The following is an 18865-nucleotide window of genomic DNA, read 5'->3' as shown; positions in this document are numbered from 1 at the left end:
GGGTAGGTCCACTCGGCGGTGAGCGCGCCGTCACGGACACAGGCGTCGACCTGGACGGCGTGGGTGAGGGCGAGGTCGTCGTCGGCGAGCAGTTGAACGGCCGTTTCGCCTTCGGCGAGGCGCCAGCCACCGAGATCCCGTGCGTCCAGCCGCCCCAGATAGTTGAAGGAGATCTGGGGCGTGGGCAGTCCGGCGAGGTGGTCGCGCAGCAGGTCGTGGCCGCGCCCGCCGTGCGGGACGGCGCGCAGTTCCTCCTTGGTGCGCTTGATCAGGGCGGCGTCGATCCCGGTGCCGGGGCCCAGGCGCACCGGGTGGATCCGGGTGAACCAGCCGACGGTGGTGGACAGATCCATCCCGTCGGGCAGGTGGTCGCGGCCGTGGCCCTCCAGGTCGACCAGGACCGGTCCTTCGCCACGGTGGCGTTGTACGGCCGCCGAGAGCGCGGCGAGCAGGATGTCGTCCGGGGTGGCCCGGTAGGCGGCGGGCAGGGTGGTCAGCAGGGTGCCGGTGAGGTCGGCCGGGACGGTGACGGTGATCGAGCGGGCGGTGCCGTGGACGTCCTCGGCGGGGTCGAGCGGGCGGGTGCCGAGGACCGGCTCGGAGACGGACAACAGGTCTTTCCACAGTGGGAGTTCGTCGTCCGGGGCCGTGCCGAGGTGTTTGGCCCAGCGGCGCAGGGACGTCCCGGGCGGGGACAGTGCGCCGTCGGCGAGCGCCTCGGCGAGGTCGGTCAGCAGGATGCGCCAGGAGACTCCGTCGACGACCTGGTGGTGGAGCACCAGCAGCAGCCGGCCGGACTCGAACCACACGGCCCGCATCATCACCCCGTCGTCGGGCGACAGGGCGCGCCGGGCGGCCTCCTTCTGCCCGGCCACGTCCTCGTCCCCGGCGCGGGTCAGGCAGTCCTCGGCCCGTACGGCGCCCATGGGCCGGATGTGCCGGCCTCGCATGCGCAGGGCGTCATGCCGGTCGAGCAGCTTCTGGAGTCCGGCGGCCAGCGTGTCGTACGACAGTCCGGGCCGTGCGGCGAGGAGGAGCGACTGGGCGAATCCGGCAGTGTGGCCGCCGCGTTCGGCGAGGCGCCGGGCCATCGGCGTCACGGGGAGCTCGCCGACCGGGTCGTCCTCGACGTGCGGAGGCGTGGCCGGGGCCGTGGTGGCGACGGCGGCGAGCCGGGCGACGGTCGGGTGGTCGAAGACGTCCTGGGGGGTGAGGTGGAGGCCCTGGCGGCGGGCCCGGCTGACGAGCTGGATGGCGTGGATGCTGTCCGCGCCGAGGGCGAACAGGTCGTCGTCCACGCCCAGTTCGGGGCGGCCGAGCAGGTCTGAGGCGAAGGCGTGCAAGGTGCGTTCGGTGGCGGTCCCGGGCGCGCGTCCGCCGGCCGGCCGGTCCGGGACGGGCAGGACGCGGCGGTCGACCTTGCCGTTGGGGGTCACCGGGATCGACGGCAGCACGAGCACGCTCACCGGCACCATGTGCGCGGGCAACCGTTCCGCGAGGTGGGCCCGCGGGTCGGTCTCCGGCGTGCCGGTCACGTAGCCGATGAGCTGCCGGGCGCCCGCCGCGGACTCATGGACGAGGACCACGGCCTGCCCGACGCCTGGCACCGACGCCAGTACGGCCTCGACCTCGGCCGGCTCGACGCGCTGTCCGTTGATCTTGACCTGGTCGTCGGCCCGTCCGACGAACTCCAGGTCGCCGTCCACCCGGCGGCGCACCAGGTCCCCGGTGCGGTACATGCGGGTGCCGGCCGGGCCGTGAGGGTCGGCGACGAACCGCTCGGCGGTAGCTCCCGGCCGGTCGAAGTAACCCCGCGCGAGCTGAACGCCCGCGAGGTACAGCTCGCCGGTGACACCGTCCGCCACCGGTTGCAGGGCCGGATCGAGCACGTAGGCACGGGAGTTGTGGGTGGGGAAGCCGATGGTGACAAGCTCGCCGGGTGCGCAGGCGTGGGAGGTGGCGGTCACCGAGAACTCGGTGGGACCGTAGGAGTTGTGCAGCCGCGCGCCGCACTCGCGCTGGAAGCGGTCGGCGAGCCCGGCGGGCAGGGCCTCGCCGCCGCAGCTGACCATGCGTAGGGAAGCGGTCGGGATGTACTCGTCGAGGAACGGGCCGAGCATCGCCGGGACGAAGTGGATGACGGTGACGTGCTCGTCGCGGACCAGGCGGGCGAGGTAGGCGGGGTCGCGGTGGCCGCCGGGGCGGGCGACGACGAGGGCCGCGCCGCGGGTGAGGGTCCAGAACACCTCCCACACCGACACGTCGAACCCGACCGGCGTCTTGTGCACGACCCGGTCCGCCGGGGTGAGCCGGTACTCGTCCTGCATCCAGGCGAGCATGTTGGCGATACCGGCGTGGGTGACGACGGTGCCCTTCGGCCGGCCGGTGGTGCCCGAGGTGTGGATGACGTAGGCGGCGCTGTCCCCCGCGGGACGACGCCGGGGTTCGAGTCGGGCTCGCCCTCACCGAGGACCCGTACGTTCTCCTCGTCGAGCACGAACGACACGCGGGCGTCGGCGAGGACGTAGGAGATCCGCTCGGCCGGGTAGCCGGTCTCGACGGGCACGTACGCGGCACCGGTCTTGAGCACCGCCCACAGCGCGACGATCAGGTCGAGCGAGCGGGGCAGGCGCACCGCGACCCGCGACTCCGGCCCCACGCCCCGCCCGCGCAGGGCGTGCGCGAGACGGTTCACGCGCGCGTGGAGTTCGCCGTACGTCAGCCGCTCACCCTCGCAGACGACGGCCTCGGCCGCCGGGTCCTGGGCCTCGAACAGCTCCACCAGGGAGCGCGGGCCGGCCGGGTGTGCGGTGGCGTTCCGGGCGCGGAAGCGCTCCCGTTGCGTGTCGTCGAGAAGGTCGACCGCGCCGATCGGCAGCTCGGGATGCTCGGTCACGGCGGCCAGCAGCCGGATGTAGCGCGCACGGTGCTCGGCCGCCGTGCCGGGCGTGAAGCGGCCCTGGTGGGCGTTGAGTACGAGCTCGATGCCCTCCGCGGCCCCGGGATCGCCGAACGCGTGCAGGGCCAGGTCCCGGACCGGGCCGGAGCCCAGCTGGTGGGCCTCGGCCTCGACGGTGCCGAAGGGCACGCGGGGGGAGGCGAACGACAGGATGTTCACGGACGGCCCGCCGAGACTGCCCGGGTGGGCGGCGGCGGTGAGGTCACGGCGCAGCGACTCCTGCGGATAGCGCTGATGCCGGGTGGCCTCGCCCAGGCGGGCGGCGACCCGGTCGAGCAACTCGGCAAAGCTGGTGGAGCCGTCGACGGACACGCGCAGCGGTACCTCGTTGACCAGCATGGCGGGCGTCGCCAGGGCGTGCGGGCTCAGCCGGGCCGCCATGAACACCCGGACGAGCACGTCGTGGGCGCCGGTGACGCGGTGGGTGTAGGCGGCCACGGCGGCGATCACGGGCAGGGACCAGCGGGTCCCGGTGAAGCCGCGCAGCCGGTGGGTCACGCCCTTCGGCAGCCGGCCGGCCGCGCTGGGCAGACTGGGTGCGAGGCCGGAGGTACCTGAGCCGAGTTCCGTGGAGTCGGGCAGATCCGCGAACTCGCCCTGCCAGTAGGCGGCGTCGCGCTCCCGGCGCCCGGAGGTGCGGTAGGCGTCCTGCTCGGCCAGGACCTCGCCGAGGCCGGCGAAGCCGGAGGCGGGCGGTTCCTCGCCGGCGGCGAGCGCCGAGTACGTCTCCAGCACCCGGCGCATGTGCAGCACCTGTCCGCGGCCGTCGAGGAGGATGTGGTGATAGCCGAAGTGGAACCAGTGCCGCTGGGGTCCGAGCCGCAGCAGGGTGTGCCGGAACAGCCGCTCGCCGTCCACGTCGAGGCGCATCGGCCGTGTCTGCCCGGCGTCGGTCCAGGCCCGCGCGGCAGCGGCCGGGTCGCTCTCGCCGCTCACGTCGACGTACGCCGACTCGCCCGTCACGGACGGGTCCAGGAGCTGGCGTACCTCGCCGTCGGTCTCGTGGAAGCGGACCCGCAGGGCCTCGGTCTCGGCCACGGCCCGCTCCACGGCGTGGGCCAGCAGGGCGCGGTCCACCGGTCCGGGGACGTCGAAGTAGATGCCGCAGGTGTACATGGGGCTGTCGGGGGCGAGCCGCTGTGCGACCCACACCCCGTGCTGGGCCGCCGTCAGGGGGAGCGCGGTGTTCATCGTCAGGCCTGCTTCCCGCCGACCAGCCCGGACAGAGCCGCGCTCAGCGCGTCGACCGTGGGGTGGTCCCAGGTCAGCGCGTCGTCCACGGTCACCTCGAACTCGTCCTCGATGTCGGCGGTGATGGCGAGCGCCGTCAGGGAGTCCAGTCCGTAGTCGGCCAGCGGTACGGACGTGTCGATGTCCTCCGGCGAACGCCGCAGGTAGGTCGCCACGCGCTCGGTCAGCCAGATGTGCACGTCACGGTTGCCAGCGGTCATGAGGGGTCTCCTTCTTGAGCGGAGAAGCAGGAAAGACGGAGCGAGGACGAGGCAGGAGCCCGCGCCGGCGAGGCTGCGGACACGCAGCGGCACGGGGTACGGCCTTGAGGTGGTGTGCGGCGTCAGAGCACGGACGGTCTGTACGCGGCCAGCGGTCGTCCGGTCAGGCCGAAGGAGCGGCCGGTGGCCCGGCGGTCCAGAAGCTCGTCGAAGAGCATGTCCTCGACCGGGGAGGGCAGTGGGCCCGGCCGGTGCGGGCCGGGTGCCGAACGGTGCAGGGCCGCGCGCACCCAGGCCGGGTCGGTGAGGAAGTCCCCAGGTCCGGCGTGCCGCCAGACCTGGACGCAGGCGGTCCGGGACAGGAGGCGCACGTACCGGGTGACGAGGTCGTAGTGCTCGGGGCGGGCATCGACACCGAGGTCCACCGGCGACAACGTCCCGCACACAGCGGCCAGTTCGTACAGTGCGGCGAGGTCGGCGGTGACGGCGGCCCGCAGATCGGCGTGCTCCGGCGTCCAGGGCGCGTCGAGCAGGGCGTGCAGGGAACCGGCGATCGGGTCGCGGCCGGCGGCGTGCAGGGCCAGCCGGTCGTACCGCAGGGGCGGAAGCGCCCGGTCGAGCGCGAACAGGTCGCCGGGCGCCTCGGTGCCGGGACGGTCCCAGGTGCGGCGGGCCAGCAGCGGGAGCTGCGGCAGCAGGCTCATCTGGCACGCGGCGCGCGCGATGTGTCCGAAGCCGACGGGGGCGAGGTCGCGCAGCAGCTTCTGGAACAGCGCGGTCGGTCCCTCGCGCAGGTAGAAGTGGGCGCCGAGGAGTTCCGCGAGCCTGTCCATGGCCTCCAGGAGCAGCCGGGACACCTCGAACTTGACCGCGGAGGCGTACACGCCCGCCGCGCCGGGCACCAGGTGCAGCGCCCGGGCGCCGACCGCGCCGAGCGCCTCGGCGCGCAGCAGGTCGGCGAAGACGCCGGCCAGAACCGAGCGGACGTGCGGGATGGCGATGGCGGGGCCGCCGTAAAGCCGACGTTCTGTCAGGTGGTCGACGGTGATGCGCAGTCCGGTGTCGAGGATTCCGCTGGCCATCGCCGGCAGGACCGTGCGGGTGATCTGGAGGGCCTTCAGCGCGGTCTCCAGTCCGGAGCCGACGGGTCCGAGCACCGCGGCGGCGGGCACGGGCAGTTCGTCGAAGCTCAGGCCGCCGAGCTGGACTCCCCGCATGCCCACCGTGCCGAAGCGCGGCAGGTCGGTGAGGTGCGCGGGGTCGACGCTCGGCCGGTCGACGAGGACCAGGGAGTGGCTGCGCGGGCCGGGCCGGGGATCGGTGCGGGCGAGGACGACCATGGCGTCGGCCCGGGCGATGTTGGTGACCACCTCCTTACGGCCGCTCAGCCGCAGGCCGCCGTCCGGTGCGGTGTGCGCGGCGAACTCCGTGCCGGCCATGTCGTTGCCGTGGGCCAGTTCGTGGAAGGCGATGGCGATGCGCCGGCCGTCGAGGAGCAGGCCGGCGGCGTGTTCGGTCTGCCGTTCGTCGCCGGCGGTCCACAGGGTGACTCCGGCGATGAGCGAGCTGGCGCCGTAGCCGAGGCCGAGTGCGGGGTCGCGGCGGTAGAGGACGCGCATGACCTCGGCGAGATGGTCGGCCCGCTCCAGACGGCCGCCCAGCTCGGGGGGTACGAACTCGGCGTTCAGCCCGTAGGCGTGCAGCAGTGTCTCTCCGGCGGCGAGCGTCTCGGCACGCTCGTCGGCGGCGAGGACGGCGCTCGCGCCGGTGGGGTTGGCCGGGTCGGAGAGGGCGCCGAGCAGGTGGTCCAGTTCGTCGGCGCGCTTGGGGGCCAGGCCCGTGGCGGTGGTCATGCGGTGCCTCCCCACAGGGTGAACTCCGTCTCGGGCGTGGCGAGAACGACATCGGCCAGGGCGTCGAAGACGTCATGATCGCTGTCGCTGTCGCTGTCGCTGTCGCTGTCGCTGTCGCTGTCGCTGTCGCTGTCGCTGTCGCTGTCGCTCGCGCCGGCGTCGGCGTCCTCGCCGAGCAGGGCGGTCAGACAGGCCCGCAGCCACAGGCCGCCGGTGCCGAGCGGTCCCGTGCGCAGCGTCGGGTTCTCCCGCCACAACAGCAGCACGGCGGCAGCGGCGTAGGCGCGTTCGTAGGCCTCGGCAAGGCCGAAGGCGGTGCTGGGCAGTCCGCCCGCCACCGGCAGGAAATCCGCCGAGTCCGCCTCCAGCCGGGCGAGTTCGGCGAGCAGCCGGTCGACGAGCGCGCCCGCCTGCGGTGGCCCTTCCTCCCGGATGCGCTCCGCCAGGTCCGGCAGGGCCTGCACGGCGCTGCAGCCCGTGACGGACAGCAGCGTCATACGGTCCCGGTCGAACGGGGGCAGGGGCGCGGTGAGGTCGGCGGCGGCCCGCAGGCCCTCGGCGTCGGTGCGGCGACGGCTCAACTGACGAACCAGGCGCGGCATCTGGTGGAGCAGGGCAGCGCGGTTGACGACCGTGCTGCCGTCGAAGATCGCGCAGATGCGGTGGTCGCGCTCCAGTTTGGCGAAGCCACCGCCGGGCGGTGAGGTGAGGAAGCCGCGTACGCCCAGCAGTTCGCCGAGCGAGCCGAGCGTCTCCTGAGTCAGCGCGGGGACGTAGGCCTTGGTGATCGCCGAGATCGCGCTCAGTTCCCCGGGCAGGGTGTGCACCGAGCGGGCGGAGAGGGCGCTCACCGCCTCGGCGGTCAGCGCGGCGGCTGCGGCCCGGCCGAGGATGCGCCGTACGTGCGGGACTTCGGCCAGGCGGCGGCCGTACAGTTCGCGTCCGGAGACGAAGTCCCGGGCCAGCCGCAGTGCGTGGTCCGCGGCGCCGAGGGAGAGCGCCGTGCAGGCGATGCGGGTGAGCTGGAGCGTTTTGAGGACCACGGCGACGCCGTCGCCTTCCTCGCCGACGAGGGCGTCGGCGGGAACCGGGGCACTGTCCAGGACGAAGCCGCTGATGTCGGCGCCGCGAATGCCATGGGTACGGACCTTCGGCAGGCTCAGCCAAGCACCCTGTGGCAGGCGGCGCTTGTCCACGACGAAGAGGCTGAAGCCGCGTCCGCCGCCGGCCGGGTCGGTGCGGGCGAGGACGCAGGCGAGGGAGGCGCGGGTGGCGTTGTTGATGAGCCACTTCTCGCCCGTGAGCCGCCAGCCGCCGATGCCGCGGGTCCCGGTGTCCGTGTCGGGAACCGCCGCCAGCTCACCCGCGAGCAGGTCGGCGCCGTGGTCGCGCTCGGTCAGTCCCCAGCAGACGGCCTCGCCCCCGCGGACCCGCTCTGCCAGCCGGGTGGCCTGGTCCGGGGTGCCGGCCACCCACACCGGTGCCGTCCCGAGGAAGGTCTTGCCGTGCGCGATGGCCACGGTCAGATCGCGGCGCGCGACGGCACGCAGCAGCCGTACCGTCTCGCTGACGTCGCCGTCCGGGGGCAGGACGTAGTGGGCGGGCAGCCCCGCGTCGTCGAGGACGCGGACCGCGTCGCCGGGGAACTCCTCACGGGCGTCGAGCTCGGCGAGCGCATCCGGCGAGAAGGCGTCGCCCTCGTGAGCGGCGAGCAGGGACTCCAGGTCGGTCGTGGTGGTCATCGCGCGGTCACCCGCCGGTGTTCGGCCAGGGCCTCGGTGAGGAGCTTGTCCTCTCCGAGGTGGAGGGTGTCCAGTTCGCCGGCGAGGTAGAGGGCGCGCATCGCCGAGCGCTGTACCTTGCCGCTGGTGGTGCGCCGGACTCCGCCGGGCCGTACCAGGGCTATGGCCGCCACCGGCACGCCGAACTCCCGGGCCACGGTCTGTTTCATCTCCACCGCGATCTGGCTCAGCCGCTCGGTGCCCCAGTGGGCGCGTATCTCGTGCACGGCGACGATCGCGGGGGAGAGGTCCACTCCGTCGTCGTCTCCGACCATGAAGGCGGCGCCGTGCAGGCCGTCCAACTCCTCGTGCTGGGACCGTAGTTCGTACTCGATGTCCGAGGGGTGCAGATTGCGCCCGTGCAGGACGAGGACGTCCTTGCGGCGGCCGGTGATGTACAGGTCGCCGTCGAGCAGGCCGCCGAGGTCGCCGGTGCGTAACAACGGTCCGCGTCCATCCCCTGTGTACGCCCGGAACGTGGAGTCCGTCGCGTCCTCGTTCTCCCAGTAGCCCGCGGTGACACAGGGGCCGCTGAGCCAGATCTCGCCGATGCGTCCATCGGGCAGGGCGTCCTCGGTGCCGGGATCGACGATCAGCACATCGGACCCGGCGGGCTCGCCGCACCCGATCAGCACGCGGGACGCGTTCGTGCCGTCGGCCCGCCTGAGCTCCCGGTTCTCGAGTGCCGTGGCGTCGACCGTGGTCCGCAGGGGTGGCCGCCCGGTGGTGCCGGAGGCCATCAGAGTCGCCTCCGCCAGGCCGTACACCGGGATGACCGCGTCGGGCCGCAGCCCCGCGGCGGCGAACCTCTCGGTGAAGGCCGCGACGACGTCGGCGCGGACCGGCTCGGAACCGTCGGCGGCCTTGAGCCGGGACAGGTCGAGGGTGGCGAGCTGCTCGTCGGTGACCCGTCGTACACAGAGCTCGTAGCCGAAGTCGGGTGCGGCGGTGAATCCGACGTCGCAGGCGTCCAGCATCCGCAACCAGTGGTACGGGCGGCGCAGGAAGGACATGGGGTCCATCTGCACATACCCGCTCCCGCTGAGGAGGCCGGGCAGCATCAGGCCGATCAGCCCCATGTCGTGGTACAGGGGGATCCAGCCGCCGTACGTCGTGCCGCTGTCGTTACCGAACAAGCGGACCATCCGGTCCACATTGGCGACCAGATTGCCGTGGGTGACCATGACGCCCTTGGGGTCGCCGGTCGATCCCGACGTGTACTGGAGCAGTGCCAGGGTCTCGGAGGACACCTCGGGAGCGGTCCAGGCGTCCACGTCCCCCTCACCGGAGTCGGTCGCTTGGCAGACCGCGCCGACGACACCCTCCTCGGCGATCCACTTCTCGACGTCCGGGAGATCGCTTCGCTGCGTCAGGACGGCTCGCACCCCCGCGTCGCGTGCGATGGCGGCGAGCCTGCGGCGCTCGTGCCGGTAGCGGCCCGGGAGTGGCGCGGGAACGGCGATGACGCCGGCGTAGAGACAGGCGGAGAACGCGGTGGTGAATTCGATTCCCGGGGAGTAGAGGAGCAGCGCCCGGTCCCCTGGGACGAGTCGCTCCTGGAGCGAGGAGGCAATACGCCGGGAGTGCATATCGAGTTGTGCGCGGTCGCGCACCGTGCGTCTGATGTCGCTGACGTCCGAAACGAATGTCACGGCAGGCTGCTGCGGATCACGCGCTGCCCGTTCCCTCAGGGTCCTGAGTAATTCTGGCACGGCAGAAACCGTACGCACTCGTGATTCCAGAACCAGTACTGAAACATTAAAGCAAGCTTCAAACAATGCCATGGAACGTACAAGAATCCTTGAATAATCCTGGATCGACTTCGGTCGTCGGCAGACGTAGAACGGGTCTGTGCATACCCAAACCGCGCCGGCCGTCGCCGCTCAGGGCTTACGCAAGAAATTTCAGGAGAGTCACGCCTTATGCGGCGTCGACCTGCAGGTGAGCCCGGGAGAAGTGCTTGGCCTCCTGGGTCCGAACGGAGCCGGAAAAACCACGCTGGTAAAGATCCTGACGACTCTCCTCAAGCCGGATTCCGGACAAGTTTTCGCCAATGGCTGGAATGTGACGGCCGAGCCGGAGAAAGTGCGCTTCACGATCGGAGTGGCTGGCCAGTATTCGACTGTCGACGGCACGCTGACCGGGTTCGAGAACCTCTACCTCATCGCGAAACTGCGCGGTGTGGGCCGCCGTACGGCCCGCCGTACCGCCGATGACCTGCTGTCCCGGTTCCGGCTCTCCGCCGTCGCGGGACGCCCGGCGAGCACCTACTCCGGCGGTATGCGCCGACGGCTGGATCTGGCCGCCGCCCTCGTCGGCTCCCCACCCGTGGTCGTCCTGGACGAGCCCACCACGGGACTCGACCTCGAGAGCCGACTCGACACCTGGGACGCGGTCGGGGAACTCGTCGCCGGCGGCACCACGGTCCTGCTCACGACCCAGTATCTGGAGGAAGCGGACCGTCTCGCCGACCGGATCACGGTGATCGACCGGGGCAGGGTGGTGGCGGAGGGCACCAGCGACGAGCTGAAGGCAGCCGCCGGAAACCGGCTCGTGGCGTGTGTCGCCGAGGACCATCAGCTCGACGCGGCGGCTCGGGCCGCCGCACAGGCCACCGGCACGGCCCCGACGGTGGACCGTCGTACCCGGCGTGTGGAGGCGGTCGCCGCCGACGGCCCGGCCGCACTGGGTCGCGCCCTCACCGCATTGCAGGACGCCGGGGTCGAGGTGCTGGAGATCGGGCTCAGCCGCAGCACCCTGAACGACGTGTTCCTCGGCCTGACCAGCCGCGCCCGGCAGACGGCGGCGTGATGAGCGCGCCCACGGACGTCCACAGGACCGGCTCCCCGCACCGTGGCGCACCCGCCACCGGCCTCCCCCCGACCGCGGTCCCGACCCGCGCCAGGCGCAACCCCGCACTCCGTGTCGTCGCGGAGAGCGCGGACCTCGCCCTGCGCAATCTCCTGCACCTGCGGCGCACTCCGGGGCTGCTCATCTCGTGTCTGGTGGAGCCGGTCGTCTACGCGATGCTCATCGGGTACGTCTTCGGCAACAGCCTGGGCGGCACGGCCTACCGTGAGTACATGGTGGCCGGGCTGATCGCCCAGACCGTGGCCTTCACCACCACCTTCACCACGGTCGGGCTCTCCCGGGACCTCGACGAGGGCATGGTCGACCGCTTCCGCACCCTGCCGATCTCCCGCGTGGCCCTGCTGCTCGGCCGTACCACCTCCGACCTCACCACCTGTGTAGCGAGCGCCGCCATCACCACCGTGTGCGGGCTGCTGATGGGCTGGCGACCGCACACCGGACCGGTCGAGGTGGCCGCCGGCGTCCTGCTGGTGCTGCTGTTCTCCTTCGCGATGTCGTGGATCGGCGTGTTCGTCGCCCTCATCACCCCGAACGCCCAGGTGGCCGGCAGCCTCGGCGTGATCTGGCTGTTCCCCGCGACGTTCATCTCCTCCGGCTTCGTCTCCGGCGCGACCCTGCCCGGGCCGTTGGCCACCCTGGCGGCCTGGAACCCGATCACCTCACTGGCGAACGCCCTGCGCCGCCTCTTCGGCAACACCGCCCCGCCCGGCTTCCCGGTGCAGCACTCCTGGCCCGCCCATCACCCCGCGCTGTACACCGTGGGCTGCTCGGTCCTGGTCATCGCCGTCTTCATCACGTTGTCGACCTGGCGCTACCGCACCCGCACCAGCCGCTGACCGCGGCCGCGCACCCCTCCCGATAGCCCCGCGCCCGGCCCGGGAACCGGCCCGCGCGTCCGTACAGGAGCCCCCATGACCGTCCCCTCTCTGCGTCTCGGCCTCAACCTCGGCTACTGGGCCGGCGGCAACGACGCCTCCAACCTCCCCCTCGCCTCCCTGGCCGAGGACCTCGGCTACTCGGCGGTCTGGGTCTCGGAGGCCTACGGATCCGACGCCGTCACCCTGCTGTCCTGGATCGCCGCCCGTACCTCCCGCATCGACGTCGGCAGTGCGGTCCTCCAGATCCCGGCCCGTTCGCCCGCCATGACGGCGATGACCGCCGCCACCCTCGACACCCTTTCCGGCGGACGGCTCAGGCTCGGGCTCGGCGTGTCCGGCCCCCAGGTCTCGGAAGGCTGGCACGGCGTCAGGTTCGCCTCGCCACTGGGCCGTACCCGCGAATACGTCGACCTCGTACGCCGAGCACTGCGCCGGGAGCCCCTGGCGTACGAAGGCAGCCACTTCACGCTTCCGCTGCCGGACGGCCCCGGAAAGCCCCTCACCCTCACCATCCGGCCACCGCGCGAGCGGATCCCGGTCTATCTGGCCGCCCTCGGGCCGAGGAACCTGGAACTGGCCGGGGAGATCGCCGACGGCTGGCTGCCGGTGTTCTTCTCCCCAGCCCACGCCGCCCAGCAGTTGGAATCGCTCAGGGCCGGTCTCGCGAAGTCCGGGCGCACCCTCGACGGATTCGACATCGCCCCCGGCGTCCCCCTGGTGACCGGCACCGACTGGCGGGCCTGCGCCCGCCGGGTACGGGGGTACGCCGCGCTGTACCTCGGTGGCATGGGCGGCCGGACGGACAACCACTACACGCAGCTGGCCGAGCGCATGGGCTTCGGCCCCGAGGCCCATGCCGTCCAGGAGAGATTCCTGGCCGGGGACTACCCCGGCGCCATGGCCGCCGTTCCGCTCGCGTTCCTCGACGCCACCTCGTTGCTCGGGCCCCGGGAGCGGATCGCCGAGCGGATGGCGGCGTTCGCCGAGGCCGGTGCCACCACGCTCAACGTCATGCCGGTCGGCCCCGGCCTGCCCGGCCCGGAACGTGCCGCCGTCGCGCTGCGCACCGCCGTCGAGGCGGCGGAACTCGCCGGCCTGCTCGCGTCCGACGCCCCCGCTCTCAACGGTTCGCGCCCACCAGGCCCGCTCGACTCCCAAGGAGACACCCGCATCCATGACCATGCATGACACGACCAAGCTGATCTGCCTCCCGTACGCCGGGGCGGGCGCCTCCACCTACCGGCCCTGGACGGCGCTGGCCGGGGACGCGGTGGAAATCGTTCCCTTGCAAATGTCCGGCCGGGAATGGCTGATCGACGAGGAGCCGTACCGCAACGTGCCCCAGGCCGTGGACGGTCTCCTGACCGAACTGCGGGACAGGCTCGGTGCCGGCGGCGGCAGGGTGGCCCTCTTCGGGCACAGCCTCGGCGCGGTGCTCGCCTACGAACTCGCCCACCGGCTGGCCGCCGAGCCCGGCATCGAGCTGGTCCACCTGTTCGTCAGCGGGTCGCCGGAACCGGCCCGGGGCCGCGAGCGGCGGGCCACCGGTCTGTCGGACGAGGAGTTCCTCGCCCAGGTCGGCGAGTTCGCCGGCTACCACCATCCCGCGCTGGACGACCCGGAGATGCGCGAGATGATCCTGCCGGCCCTCCGTGCGGACGTGGAGATGCACGAGAACTACGTCCCCTCCACCGGCCTCCCGCTGGACGCACCCCTCACGGTGGTCCGGGGCGAGGACGACGACCTCGTCGACTACGACGACGCGGAGTCCTGGAGCAAGGTCGCGGGCCGCGAGTTCGAGCACGTCGAGGTCCCCGGCGGCCACATGTACCTCACCGACGCCGCGCCCGCCTTGGTCCGGCTGATCGTCTCGACGGTCCTGTAGCCCAGCCCGTCAGCCCCACCCGTTCGCGCTTCCTCGAGCTTCAAGGAGTACCCGATGCGACTCGACGGCAAGTCGGTCCTCGTCACCGGTGCCGCCCGCGGACTCGGCAGGGCCACCGCGCTCGCCTGTGCCGCCGAGGGCGCCGACCTCACCTTGCTGGACATCTGTGCCGACCTGCCCGGTGTGCCCTACCCGCTGGGCGCCCCGGGGCAGTTGGCGCACACGGCCGCGCTGTGCCGGGAGGCGGGAGCGGCCGTCCTCACCGCCGAGGCCGACATTCGTGACCTGCGGGCCGTACGGGAGGCGGTGACCCGTGCCGAGGACCGGTTCGGCCGGATCGATGTCGCCGTGAACAACGCGGGCATCGCCGCGCCCTCGGGCAAGCCGGTGCACGAGATCGACGAGGACGAGTGGTCCCTGATGATCGACGTGGACCTCTCCGGCGCCTGGCGGGTGATCCGCGAGGTCGGCAAGGCGATGGGCGCCCGGCGCGCCGGAAGCATCGTCAACATCGCCTCCACCGCGGGCCTCGTGGGCTACCGGCACTTCGCCGGGTACGTCGCCGCCAAGCACGCCGTGGTCGGGCTGACCAAGGCCGCGGCGCTCGACTACGCGCCGACGAAAGTGCGCGTGAACGCGGTGTGCCCCGGGTCGGTGCGCGACGACGCCCAGGCCGAGGGCCGGATGCTCGCCGAGATCGCACGGGCACTGGAGGTTCCGCCAGACGAGTACGAGAAGGTCTTCGTCGAGGCGCAGCCGATGAACGCGCTGATCGAGCCCGAGGACGTCGCCGCCGCGGTGGTCTTCCTCGCGTCCGACGAGTCCCGGCAGATCACGGGCTCGGTCCTGACCGTGGACGGCGGATTCAGCGTCCGCTGAGCTCGCGTGCCCCGCATCCGCCCTCCGGAACAACTCCCCGCAACAACTTCCGAAACAACTCGCCGGACCAGCAAGGAGTATGACCGTGTCAGGCCTACTTCACCCCACGGCCCGCTGCCACGCGGTGCGCATCCGCTCGGACCGCTCGCCGTATCCGACGGCCCCTCCGGGACTGTGGACCGAGGACGTGCCCGTGCCGGCGGCACACCCGCTCGCCGAACGCCGCCGCGCCACCGAACTCGCCCGCCCGGCCGACGGACTTCGCAGGGTCCTGCTGTGCTACACCGACGGCCCCTGCGACCTGATCCTGGTGGCTCCGCGCGACCGCTGGGACCGTGCGGCCCTCGCACGGCTGGCGGCCGGTGAGCCGGTCGAGCCGGAGACCGGCCATCCCATAACCGAGGCACCGCCGGCCGGCCACGCGACCCCCGCGGCACCGGCGGCCGACCACCGCGCCTCCGAGGCACCGGCCACCGCGCCGGCCCCTGCGTGGGGACTGGGCGACGACGGCCTCACCGTCCCGCACCTGTTCTCCCTGGCCGACGGAGGCGACGAGGCGAGCTGGCTCACGGCCCTTGCCATCACCCTGCGCCGCTACGACGCCGAGACCCCGCCGGTCATAGGCACCGAACACGGCTCCTTCACCGTCCCCGAGGCCCCCACGCTCGGCGAGCTGAAGCCCGCACCCGCGGACGGTCCCGTACTCGCCGGTCTGCTCTTCGACGAGGCGGAGCTTCCGGGCGCGTACGTGCCGTGCCTCGCACCGCCGTTCCCGCTCACGCTGTCGGTGTTCAAGGACGCCGACGGCTGGCGGCTGCGCTGCGACCACGTCCGCGGGTACGTCTCCACGGAGATCGCCGCCCAGTTCGCCCGGCACCTCGTACGCGTGCACCAGCTCGTGCTGGGCTCGCCCCGGACCCCGGTCGAAGAAGTCGACCTGCTCGACGAGGCCGAACGCGACCGGGTGGCGGCACTCGGCCGCCCGCCCCACACACTCGTCACCACGCCGGTGACCCTGCCGGAGGAGTTCGCGCGGATCACGGCGGCGACTCCGGACCGCATCGCCGTGACCGACGGCGCTGCCGGACTGACCTACCGCGAACTGGACACGCGGTCCGCCCAGTTGGCGCACGGCCTGCGGGAGCGCGGAGTCAGCGCCGGCGACCGGGTGGGAGTCTGCCTGGAGCGCACCGCCGAACTCGTCGTCACCCTGCTCGCCGTACTGAAGGCCGGCGCGACGTACGTACCCGTCGACCCGGCCCACCCGGCGGACCGCATCGCCCATACCGCACGGGACGCGGGGCTGCGCATGATGATCACCCGGCTACCGGAGTTCCCGGACGTAACGGGCTGCGTGCCTGCCACTCCGGACGAACTGCTGGACGCCGCCCAGCGGTTCGCCGACCTCCCGGTCCCGCCGGCGGCCACCGCGCCCGACGCCGCCGCCTACGTCATCTACACGTCCGGCTCCACCGGTCGCCCCAAGGGCGTCGAGGTGCCGCACCGCAATGTGATCGCCCTGATCGACGCGACCCGCGACGAGTACGGGCTGGGGTCGGGCGACGTGTGGACCTGGTTCCACTCCAGCGCCTTCGACTTCTCGGTGTGGGAGATCTGGGGGTGCCTGCTGACCGGCGGACGGCTGGTCGTGGTGCCGTACTTCGTCTCCCGCGAACCCGACCGCTTCCGCGATCTGCTGGTGGCCGAGAAGGTCACCGTGCTCAGCCAGACCCCGTCGGCCTTCGCGCAACTGCTCGACGTGGACCACACCCGGGTCGCGGTCCGGCTGGTCGTCTTCGGAGGCGAGCCACTGGACGCGCGCATGCTGCTGCCCTGGTTCGACCGGCACTCCGAGTCGGTCTGCCGACTGGTGAACATGTTCGGCATCACCGAGACGACGGTCCACGTCACAGAGCAGACCCTCACCCGGCGACTGGCGCTCGCCGCCACCCGCTCCGTCGGACGGGCACTGCCCGGCTGGCACCTGTATGTGACCGACCCGTCCGGACGGCTGCAGCCACCCGGAGTGGCGGGCGAGATCTGCGTCGGCGGGGCCGGGGTCGCGCTCGGCTACCTCGGCCAAGAAGAGCTGACCGCCCGGTGCTTCGTCCCGGACCCGTACACCGGCGGCACCATGTACCGCAGCGGCGACCTGGGACGCCTGCGCCCGGACGGCCGTCTCGAACACCTCGGGCGCATCGACAGCCAGGTCAAGATCCGCGGCTTCCGCATCGAGCTGGACGAGATCCGCTCAGTGCTGCTGGAAGATCCGGAGGTCCGGGCGGCGGCCGTGGTGGTGCGGCGCGACGACCCGGGCGACGCTGCCACCGCCAGGATCGATGCCTACGTGGTCCTCTCCGGCGGCGATCCGGTGACAGTCCGCAAGCGGGCCGCGGGCATCCTCCCCGACTACATGCTCCCCACCACAGTCACCGCCCTGGGCACGCTGCCGCTGACAGCCAACGGCAAACTCGACACGGCACGGCTCCCCACACCCACGACGCCCGCCGCTCCGGCCCGGGGCGCCGAGCCCGTCACGGCCGAGGATGACCTCACCGACCGGCTGCGGCAGATCTGGAGCGAAGTGCTCGGCACGCCCGTCGGCCTGGACGACGACTTCTTCGAGCTGGGTGGCAACTCACTGTTCGCCGTCCGCATCGGCGCCGCACTACGCGCGCGCGGTCTGCCGTCGCTGCGGCTACGGGAGCTGTACCGCCATCGGACCATCCGCGGCACGGTCAGGAGCCTCGCCGCCTCGGACGGCTGAAGCCACCGAGGTACGCGCCGGTCAGGCTGTGACGCAGTACGTGCGCGTGCTGGTGAACTCGCGGATGCCGGCGACCGCGAGCTCCGGGCCGTGACCGCTGTGCCTTGTGCCGCGGAAGGGCATGTGAGGTTCGGAGGCGACCGGTCCGGGTCCCATGTCGTCAGGCCCGAACATGATCACCGACCATGCGCGTCGGCGGCCTGCCGAGCAGTGGGACCTGGAACCGGACGACCTCTTCGTGCTTCTCCTGCCCGGGGGGCAGGGCGCTCGCCCGGCCTCCCAGGCTCCGCCGCCGGCTACTTCGTCTTGCGGTTCGCGGAGAAGGCAGGCTCTTTCCCGAGCGCTTCGATCGTCTCTTCCATTTCGCGGACCTTACGGCGCAGTTGCACCAGTTCCTCGCGCTCGGCCACGGTCAGCGCGCCCGACGGTCCTTGGCCTCGCTCCGCCGCCAGTTCCTGCGCAATCGCCGCCGCGAACGCGTCCACGTCGCCCTCGGTGGTGTCGAAGGAGGTCATCCAGCGGACCTCGCCGGCCTGCTCGTCCCAGGTGTAGAAGCGGAAACGCTTCTGGAGACGCTCGGTGACGGCCGGCGGCAGGACGGCGAAGATCTGGTTGGCCTGCACCGGGCGGGGGATCTCCAGGCCCGGCAGTTCGCGCACCGCCTCGTACAGCCGCTGGGTCATCACGTTGGAGCGGGCCGCCGAGCGCAGCCAGAGGTCGCCGCCCAGCAGCGCCTCGAACTGCACCGACATGAAACGCATCTTGGAGCCCAGCTGCATGCTCGTCTTGCGCAGGTGGGCCATGCCGCGCACCGCGTCCTCGTTGAGCACGATCACCGCCTCGCCGAAGAGCAGCCCGTTCTTGGTGCCGCCGAGCGAGAGGACGTCCACGCCGGCGTCGGTGGTCATCTCACGCAGGGACACGCCGAGGGTGGCGGCGGCGTTGGCGAGCCGGGCGCCGTCCAGGTAGACGAGCATGCCGAGGTCGTGCGCGTGGTCGCAGATCGCACGGATCTCGTCCGGCGAGTAGCAGGTGCCGAGCTCGGTGGACTGGGCGATCGAGACGACCCTGGGCCGGGCCCGGTGCTCGTCCTCGAAGCCCCATGCCTGACGGTCGATCAGCTCAGGGGTGAGCTTGCCGTCCCATGCGGGCACCGTCAGGAGTTTGATCCCGGCGACCTTCTCGGGCGCCCCGCCCTCGTCGACGTTGATGTGGGCCGACTCGGCGCACACCACGGCGTCCCAGCGGTCGAGCATGGTCTGCAGCGCGACCACGTTCGCGCCGGTGCCGTTGAAGACCGGATACGCCTGCGCGGTGGGGCCGAAGTGGCCGCGCACCACTTCCTGGAGGCGCTCGGTGTAGACATCGGCGCCGTAGCTGACCTGGTGGCCGCCGTTGGCCAGGGCGATCGCCGCAAGGATCTCGGGGTGCGCACCCGCGTAGTTGTCGCTGGCGAAGCCGCGCTCGTCCGGGTCGTGTCGTCGCTGAACGGTCATGGTGCGCTCGCTTACTTGTTTCGGTCGTAGGGGTGTGACACATGT

11 protein-coding genes and 2 pseudogenes are annotated in these 18865 nt (G+C 72.2%); 6 read left to right on the top strand and 7 right to left on the bottom strand.

Annotated elements, in window-relative coordinates:
• Positions 1–8 precede the first annotated feature (8 nt).
• The 6 genes and pseudogenes from ACQEV8_RS05765 to ACQEV8_RS05740 all read right to left on the bottom strand — a co-directional run.
• Positions 9–2405: pseudogene (locus tag ACQEV8_RS05765) on the bottom strand (amino acid adenylation domain-containing protein); the annotation flags it as partial.
• 137 nt (positions 2406–2542) lie between these two features.
• Positions 2543–4150: pseudogene (locus ACQEV8_RS05760) on the bottom strand (condensation domain-containing protein); the annotation flags it as partial.
• Between the two features lie 2 nt (positions 4151–4152).
• On the bottom strand, positions 4153–4410 hold the full coding sequence (locus tag ACQEV8_RS05755) for an acyl carrier protein (RefSeq protein ID WP_432957916.1): 258 nt from the start codon (positions 4408–4410) through the stop codon (positions 4153–4155).
• A gap of 122 nt (positions 4411–4532) precedes the next feature.
• Positions 4533–6263, bottom strand: a complete 1731-nt coding sequence (locus ACQEV8_RS05750; RefSeq protein WP_432957914.1) for an acyl-CoA dehydrogenase — start codon at positions 6261–6263, stop codon at positions 4533–4535.
• Positions 6260–8005, bottom strand: coding sequence for an acyl-CoA dehydrogenase family protein (locus ACQEV8_RS05745; protein WP_432957912.1), 1746 nt, complete (start codon positions 8003–8005; stop codon positions 6260–6262). Before ACQEV8_RS05745 ends, ACQEV8_RS05750 begins: the two co-directional genes overlap by 4 nt.
• Positions 8002–9756 carry a fatty acyl-AMP ligase gene (locus ACQEV8_RS05740; RefSeq protein ID WP_432957910.1) on the bottom strand — a complete coding sequence of 585 codons (1755 nt, stop codon included), beginning with the start codon at positions 9754–9756 and terminating at the stop codon, positions 8002–8004. The genes ACQEV8_RS05745 and ACQEV8_RS05740 overlap by 4 nt, the downstream gene beginning before the upstream one ends.
• A 139-nt stretch (positions 9757–9895) precedes the next feature.
• On the opposite strand from ACQEV8_RS05740, the gene ACQEV8_RS05735 reads away from it, so the two are divergent.
• From ACQEV8_RS05735 to ACQEV8_RS05710, 6 genes are all read left to right on the top strand, one after another.
• Positions 9896–10855 (top strand): ATP-binding cassette domain-containing protein, encoded by a 960-nt coding sequence (locus ACQEV8_RS05735; protein WP_432957908.1) that lies wholly within the window; start codon positions 9896–9898, stop codon positions 10853–10855.
• Positions 10855–11751 (top strand): ABC transporter permease, encoded by an 897-nt coding sequence (locus ACQEV8_RS05730; RefSeq protein ID WP_432957907.1) that lies wholly within the window; start codon positions 10855–10857, stop codon positions 11749–11751. The genes ACQEV8_RS05735 and ACQEV8_RS05730 overlap by 1 nt, the downstream gene beginning before the upstream one ends.
• Before the next feature lie 75 nt (positions 11752–11826).
• The gene (locus ACQEV8_RS05725; RefSeq protein ID WP_432957906.1) at positions 11827–12981 is read left to right on the top strand and encodes an LLM class F420-dependent oxidoreductase; all 1155 of its coding nucleotides are present in this window, start codon (positions 11827–11829) and stop codon (positions 12979–12981) included.
• Complete coding sequence (locus ACQEV8_RS05720; protein ID WP_432957904.1) at positions 12968–13678, top strand: thioesterase II family protein; 711 nt, start codon at positions 12968–12970, stop codon at positions 13676–13678. The genes ACQEV8_RS05725 and ACQEV8_RS05720 overlap by 14 nt, the downstream gene beginning before the upstream one ends.
• A 54-nt stretch (positions 13679–13732) precedes the next feature.
• On the top strand, positions 13733–14557 hold the full coding sequence (locus ACQEV8_RS05715; protein ID WP_432957903.1) for an SDR family oxidoreductase: 825 nt from the start codon (positions 13733–13735) through the stop codon (positions 14555–14557).
• 85 nt (positions 14558–14642) lie between these two features.
• The gene (locus ACQEV8_RS05710) at positions 14643–17324 is read left to right on the top strand and encodes a non-ribosomal peptide synthetase (RefSeq protein ID WP_432957901.1); all 2682 of its coding nucleotides are present in this window, start codon (positions 14643–14645) and stop codon (positions 17322–17324) included.
• Positions 17325–17620: 296 nt separating this feature from the next.
• Here ACQEV8_RS05710 and ACQEV8_RS05705 read toward each other — a convergent pair whose 3' ends face one another.
• Positions 17621–18820 carry a threonine aldolase family protein gene (locus ACQEV8_RS05705; RefSeq protein ID WP_432957899.1) on the bottom strand — a complete coding sequence of 400 codons (1200 nt, stop codon included), beginning with the start codon at positions 18818–18820 and terminating at the stop codon, positions 17621–17623.
• Between the last annotated feature and the right edge of the window lie 45 nt (positions 18821–18865).

The organism is Streptomyces sp. CA-179760 (assembly GCF_050937045.1).
GTDB lineage: Bacteria > Actinomycetota > Actinomycetes > Streptomycetales > Streptomycetaceae > Streptomyces.
The sequence above is the reverse complement of the archived record's forward strand: the minus strand, read 5'-3'. Positions and strand labels throughout refer to the sequence as shown.